We start from the raw sequence: 6607 nt of genomic DNA on the forward strand, positions 1-6607 counted from the left end.
GCCCTGCACCGCGAGGTCGACTGCTGGCGCAACCTCTGGCGGGCCACCGACCCCATCGGTGGCCCGGCGCTGCCCGGCGCCGGGCAGCACGTGGACCGCGGCCCGCTCGCCGACCCGCTCGCCTACGGGCGCCGCGCCCGCCATCCGCTGCCCGCCCCGATCCTGGGCCACGGCGACTACCAGGCCGATCCGGCATTCGCCGCCGAACGCCACGACCTGCTCGCCCGGTTGGACGTCGCCGCACGCGCCGGCCTACCGGGTCAGCGGCTCCCGGTCAGCAAGGAGCGGGCAGGGCCGGCAGATCCGCCGGGAACAACAGGGTGAGCTCGTCCGTACTGGGCTCCGTCAGCTGGGCCACCCGGCCCGCGTGCCGCTCCACCATCGACTCGAAGGTCTGGCGGGCCGTGCGGCCGTTGCCGAAGGCCGGGCCCTTGGGCAGCTCCGCGAAGTACGTCAGCAACGCCTGCGCCGTACCGTCCCCGAGCCGGTACTCGTGCTCCTCCGCCTGCTGCTCCACGATCCGCAGCAGCTCCTCGGGCCCGTAGTCGCCGAAGGTGATGGTCCGGGAGAACCGTGAGGCCACTCCCGGATTCACCGTCAGGAAGCGTTCCATCTCGGCCGTATAGCCGGCGACGATCACGACCACCGCGTCCCGGTGGTCCTCCATCAGCTTCACCAGCGTGTCGATCGCCTCGCGCCCGAAGTCGCGGCCCGAGTCCTCCGGCGCCAGCGCGTACGCCTCGTCGATGAACAGCACCCCACCGCGCGCCCGGTCGAAGGCCTCCTGCGTACGGATCGCCGTGGATCCGATGTGCTCGCCGACCAGGTCCACCCGGGACACCTCGACCAGGTGCCCGCGCTCCAGCACCCCGAGCGAGGCCAGGATCTCCCCGTACAGCCGGGCGACCGTGGTCTTGCCGGTTCCGGGGGAGCCGGTGAAGACCAGGTGCCGGCGCACCGAGGCGGCCTTCAGGCCCGCCTGCTGCCGCCGCCGGCCGACCTCGATCATGTCGGTGAGCGCCCGCACCTCGCCCTTGACGCTGTCCAGGCCCACCAGTGCGTCGAGCCGGCGCAGCATCTCGCCCGAACCCGGCGCGGGAGCGGCCGGACCGTCCTGCGCGCCGTCCGTGGGCCGCGGTACGGAATGCGGTGGCGTCTGCGCCGGCCGCGCCACGGGGCCCTGCGTCCCGGTGGCCGTACGGATACCCGCCCGCGCCTCGGCGAGCGCGCCGCCCGGAGCGGGCCGGTCCGTGAGACGCGCGCCGGACTCGTCGCCGGTGCACCCCTCGGCGGTCGGCCCGTCCTCCGGGAACTCGTAGCCCCCGCGGGCGCAGCGCTCGGTGTGGCAGCGCGCCAGCGTGGTGCGGCAGCCGTCCATGACATGGAAGCCGAACCCCGAACTGCCGGTCACCCGGCAGGCCGTGAAGGTGCCCCGGCCGCCGGCGGACACGTAGAAGCCGGCCTCGGCGGGGGAGGTGACCGTGCACCGCTCCAGGGTGGGGTCGGCTCCCTTGGTGACGATCACACCGGTCTGTACGGCGTCGATGGTGCAGCCGGCGAGCGTGCCGCCGCTGCCGTGGTCGCGGAACCAGGCCCCGGTCGCCGCCTCGCGGATCCGGCAGTCGTCGAGCTGGGCGGTGGCCCCGTCGCTCACGGAGACGGCGGTGTTGCGCACCTGGGACAGATCGCTGTCGACGACGTCGACGCGCGATCCGCGGTCGAGGACGAACAGCGCGTCCGGCACGTCGTGCACCCGGCAGGAGTCGAGGGAGACCGTGGCCCCGTCACTGATCCACACCGCGGGATAGTCACCCGTGCTGTCGTGGATCTCGCAGGACTCGGCGTCCACGCGGGTGCCCGGGTCCCACACGGACAGACCGTTGCGGCCGAAGCGGCGCACGGTGGTGCGGCTGAGGGTGAGGACCGAACGGGACCGCAGATCGACCGCGTTCTCCGGAATGTCGTGGATGTCGCAGCCGGCCAGCGTGAGCACCGCGTCGGTGTCGAGCGTCACCCCGTCGGCCGAAGTGCGGTGCACCGAGCAGTCGGTGAGCCGGGCCGTGGCGCGCGCGGCGATCTGTACCCCGGCGCCCTTGACCTCGTACACCTCGCAGCCCAGGGCCTCCAGCCCGGAGCCCTCGCCGGTGACCCCGATGCCCGCGCCCGTGGCGTGGTGGACGCGGCAGCGCTCCAGCCTGGGCCGCCCGCCGCCGCGCACGGAGATGCCGTTCTGCCCGGCGGCCACGACCTCGCACTCCTCGAACACCCCGCCGCCGCCGTCCAGTACGGCGATGCCGACACCGGCCGGATTCTCCACCGTGCACCGCCGCACCAGCGGCCGGGCTCCGGAACCGCGTACCTCGATGCCGGCGGCGGAGTGGGTGCTCACCCGCAGATCGGTGAGCTCGGGGCACCCGTCCTCCACCAGCAGCGCGGGCGCCGCCCGGTCCTGGCCCTCCAGATACAGGTCCTGGACGACGGCCGAGGCGCGCACGGTCAGCGCAACCCCGTCGACCGGGGCGATCCGCACCGACCCCGCCCCGCCCTCGGGTCCGCGCAGGGTGACGGCGTGGTCCAGCACCAGATTCTCGCGGTAGGTGCCGGGGGCGATGGTCAGCACGTCCCCGTCGCCCGCGACGGCGAGCGCGGCGGTCAGCGTCGGATACTCACCGGAGCGGCGCCGCCATCGCGACGTCCCGCCGTGCGTCACCTGGACCGTGCCCTGAACCATGGTGCTGTCGTGCCCCCACCCTCGTACTCGCGCTGCCGATACGACCGATGCCACTGAAGTCTGAAGTCACCGCAGCTACCGGAGTCACTGGAGCGACCGATCCGGCCGCTCCACCGTAGCGCGCGCGGAGCCGATGAGCTGCCAGGTCAGCTGCCCGCGCCCGCGCGGCCCCAGTCCGGCCCCGCCGCCGCCCAAGCCCGGTCCAGACGTATGTACCGCCGATGCATGAGCCGCCGTACGACCAGCCGCCGGACCGTCTCCACCAGTGCGGCCACGCAGATCGCGGCGGCCAGCCCCGCCATCCCCGCGTGGAACACGGCCGCGGACGGGTCGAGCGGCTGCCCCACCAGCCTGCCGCGCACGTCGGTCCAGATCCGGAACCGCTCGCCGGGACGCGGCGGTTCCTCCGCGGCCGGCACCGTGCCCTCGTGGCTGCTGCCGTCCGGCGCGGTCCACGAGGCCACGATCTGCGTACGGTGCGGGACCGTCCGCTGCGCCGACGTGTCGGCACTCGCACTCGCGCTCGCGGGCGGGTCCGCGGTCTCCGCCGGCTCCGGGGCGGGCCGCAGGACCACCGCCGGGACGAGATGACGTTCCTGCCGCTGCTCGTGCGCGGCCTGCTGAAGGGTACCGTCCACCTGCAGGCCCGCGACCCAGCCGATGGCCGGAGCCACCACCAGGACACACACCAGCGCGGCGAACGCCACCCACGCCTCGAAAAGATCGGTCGGCCGGCGCAGCGGATTGCGCCGCCAACGCCACACACCCATTGCTGTCCGCACGGTCCGGCTCCCCCAACCTGTGCCAGTCTCCGCCTGTCTGCGCCTCTGTCCTGACTGATCCAACGGCCTGGTCGTGCCAGTTGGTTCCAGCCCGGGCGCCGAGCCCCTCGAAGGTGTCAATCCGGGCGGCCGGTCGCCGGTCCGCGACCACCACCCCACCCCTCCCGTCACTCCTGTCCCCTCTGCCGCGGGCGGGCACCCGCAGGCGTCATACGAGGACACGGACCTCGTCGCCGACGCGCACCGTACCGACGCGCACCGGCACCAGCATGCGCCCGAAGGCCAGCGACCGGCCGATCCGCCGGTGCTCGGCCAGGGTCTTCAGCGGTTCCTTGCCCCGCTCCGCCGTCTCCTGGTCGGTGGTGGTGACGACACACCGGCCGCACTCGCGCACGCCGCGGAAGACGGCGTCGCCGATCGCGATGCGGAGCCAGCCGTCCTCCGCCCACGCCTCGGCCCCGGAAACCACCACATTGGGCCGGAAACGGTTCATCGGCAGCGGACCCTCCTCAGGATGGTCCCCCCGCGCGATCAGCGAGTTGAGCGCGTCCAGCGAGGCGAGCGTGGTGATGAGCAGCGGATAGCCGTCGGCCAGGCTCACCGTCTCGCCCGGCAGGGCGTAGTCCGGATCCACGGGACGGCGTACCGCCGGATCATCCATGTGCACCAGCCGTACCGACTCCCCGAGGTACGCGCTGAACCAGTCGGCCGCGGTGGTCGCCGCGGCCACGGTCTCGACCTTCTTCCCGAACAGCATCACCGGCTCCAGCGGACCGGGCTCGGGCACCTCCACGAACAGCTCCGCCATGCCCGGCGCCGTCACGGCGATCCGGCCGCCGCCCACCGGACGGGCCGCGGCCAGAGCCAGGCGCGGATGACGGCGTTGGGTGATGACCGTGCCCTCGGGATCGATCAGCGCCCAACGTCGGTCCCCGGACAGACCCCAGGGCTCCACGGCCACCTCGTCGGGAGCGGTCCCCGCTACCGATTTGACGGGATGGATGTGGAGCGCCTGCACGTGCAAGTTAGACATGGGGGCATCCTGCCAGCCCCTCCGCTGCCAGCGTCTCAGCGCCCCGTCAGTAGCCGCGCCCCTGGTAGGGACGGCCGTACGGGTCCTCGTACGAGGCGGTCGGCACCGGTGCGGGCACCTGCATCGGACGCGGCGCGGCCGGACGCATCGCCTCGTAGCCGGTGGCCATGGCGACCGGGCGGGGCTGCTGCGGCTGGGGCTGCGGCATGTATCCGCCGCGGGCCGCCATCGGCTGCTGCTGCGGGATGTAGGGGGCCGGAGCCTGCTGCAGCGGCATCGGCTGCGGGGCCGACTGCTGCTGGTACGGGTATCCGTACCCCGAGGTCTGTTGCTGCTGGGGCTGCGCCGGCGGCAGCGCGGGCATCGACGACGCGAGAGCCGGCAGGTACCCGCCGCTCGAGTATCCGGCACTCGGGGACTCGTAGGCGGCGGGTACGCGGATCGGGGCGATCTGCGGAGTGCCGCGTTCGGCGACGAGGGAGTCGTAGATGGGGGTGTCCGGGAAGGAGGGCGCGGAGTAGTAACCGCCGCCATAAGTGGAGCGGGGGGAGGTCATGGGACCTAAGTTAAGCCCACGACTTCACCGGGTCCATAGCGAGGTGACGTCAACCCCGCCCTGACCTGCATATTCGCAGGTCAGGGCCTCACCTTTCACTTGACGTTCACGTGCACGATTCGCCACTTCCGCCCCATCTTGTTCGTACTCGTACTCACCGGGCGGGTGTTGCGCCGACTTGGGGCTGACACAGTGTCACAATGCGATGACCTCGGATGACTCTGCTTCGTGCGCCAGTTCACGGTTTCAGGCATCGCTGGGGCGGGCATAAGTACGGCCCTTCCAGGACGCCCCACGGCCCCGGTAGTGCTGCACGGCCGAGTCGACGGTCATCAGGAGGTACAGCAGCGCGGTGAACGGAAGCAGCGGCGCGAGCGCGGCCGGCTGGCGGTAGTACCGGAGCATCGGCAGGTAGGTGCCGGCCATCAGCAGCCACGCCAGGCCGCCCGCCCAGGCGATGGCCGGATTCCCGGTCGCGAGACCCGTCAGCAGGGCGGCCGGGGGCAGGAGGTAGACGAGCACCAGCCCGGCCACCGTCCCGGCCAGCAGCAGGGGCTGGTGGCGAAGTTGCGCGTAGGCGCTGCGCGAGACCATCCGCCACAGGTCCGCGAGCGCGGGGTACGGACGCACGCTGTCCACCCGCTCCGCGAGCCCCAGCCAGATCCGGCCGCCCGAGCGGTGCACCGCGCGGGCGAGCGAGACGTCGTCGATGACCGCCTGGCGGATGGAGCCGGGGACCCCGGCCCGCACGGCGGACGCGGTGCGCAGCAGCACGCAGCCGCCGGCGGCGGCAGCCGTCCGGGCGGAGGGCCGGTTGATCCGGCGGAAGGGGTAGAGCTGGGCGAAGAAGTACACGAAGGCGGGTACGACGAGCCGCTCCCACAGGCCGACCACGCGCAGGCGGGCCATCTGGGACACGAGGTCGAGGTCGGCGGAGGTCGCGGCGGCGACCAATTCGCGCAGACTGTCCGGTTCGTGTGCGATGTCGGCGTCGGTGAGGAGGAGGAAGTCGGGCTCGGTGGCGTGCGCGGTGCGTGCGATCCCGATGCCGTGCCGGAGCGCCCAGAGCTTGCCGGTCCAGCCGGGTGCGGGGTCGCCGGGGGAGACGACGGTGAGCGGGAGCCCGGGCTGTTCCCGGGCGAGCCGGTGTGCGAGCTCGCCCGTGCCATCGGTGCTGCCGTCGTCGACGAGGATCACCTCGGCCTCGCCGGGATAGTCCTGGGCGATCAGCGAGGGCAGGCTCCGCGGCAGCACCTCGGCCTCGTCCCGGGCAGGGACGACGATCGCCACGGACGGCCAGTGGACGGGGGCCGTGCGCGGCGGCAGGCGGACGTCGGTCCGCCAGAACATGCCCTGGGCGAGGGTGAGCCAGAGCCAGGCGGCGAGGGACGCGTAGGCCGCGCAGGCGGCGGTGAAGAGGCCCATGGCGGCAGTGTGCCGGGCCGCGGCGGGTGTGTCGCGCATCCCGACGGCCCCGGGTGCGGCGGCCCTCCGGGCCGGGGTGC

Annotated in this window: 5 protein-coding genes and 1 pseudogene; 1 reads left to right on the forward strand and 5 read right to left on the reverse strand. The window is 73.2% G+C overall.

Translation table 11 applies throughout. The features are described 5' to 3' along the window. Positions 1-324 (forward strand): annotated as a pseudogene (locus tag ACWGIU_RS25660) (hypothetical protein); the annotation flags it as partial. Here the strand turns inward: ACWGIU_RS25660 and ACWGIU_RS25665 are convergent. The 5 genes from ACWGIU_RS25665 to ACWGIU_RS25685 all read right to left on the reverse strand — a co-directional run bounded on the left by ACWGIU_RS25665 (position 275) and on the right by ACWGIU_RS25685 (position 6527). After that, positions 275-2731: a right-handed parallel beta-helix repeat-containing protein gene (locus ACWGIU_RS25665; protein WP_453709508.1), complete on the reverse strand. Its 2457-nt coding sequence runs from the start codon at positions 2729-2731 to the stop codon at positions 275-277. The pseudogene ACWGIU_RS25660 and the gene ACWGIU_RS25665 sit on opposite strands and share 50 nt — an antisense overlap. 146 nt (positions 2732-2877) lie before the next feature. Beyond that, entirely contained in the window at positions 2878-3513 is a 636-nt protein-coding gene (locus ACWGIU_RS25670) for an Rv1733c family protein (RefSeq protein ID WP_453709510.1), read from the reverse strand. A gap of 208 nt (positions 3514-3721) precedes the next feature. Then, positions 3722-4546, reverse strand: coding sequence for an MOSC domain-containing protein (locus ACWGIU_RS25675; protein ID WP_453709512.1), 825 nt, complete (start codon positions 4544-4546; stop codon positions 3722-3724). A 46-nt stretch (positions 4547-4592) separates the two neighbouring features. Next, on the reverse strand, positions 4593-5102 hold the full coding sequence (locus tag ACWGIU_RS25680) for a DUF6643 family protein (RefSeq protein ID WP_453709514.1): 510 nt from the start codon (positions 5100-5102) through the stop codon (positions 4593-4595). 246 nt (positions 5103-5348) lie between these two features. Further along, entirely contained in the window at positions 5349-6527 is a 1179-nt protein-coding gene (locus ACWGIU_RS25685; protein ID WP_453709516.1) for a glycosyltransferase, read from the reverse strand. Between the last annotated feature and the right edge of the window lie 80 nt (positions 6528-6607).

The sequence above is a fragment of the Streptomyces sp. NPDC054840 genome (assembly GCF_053611065.1).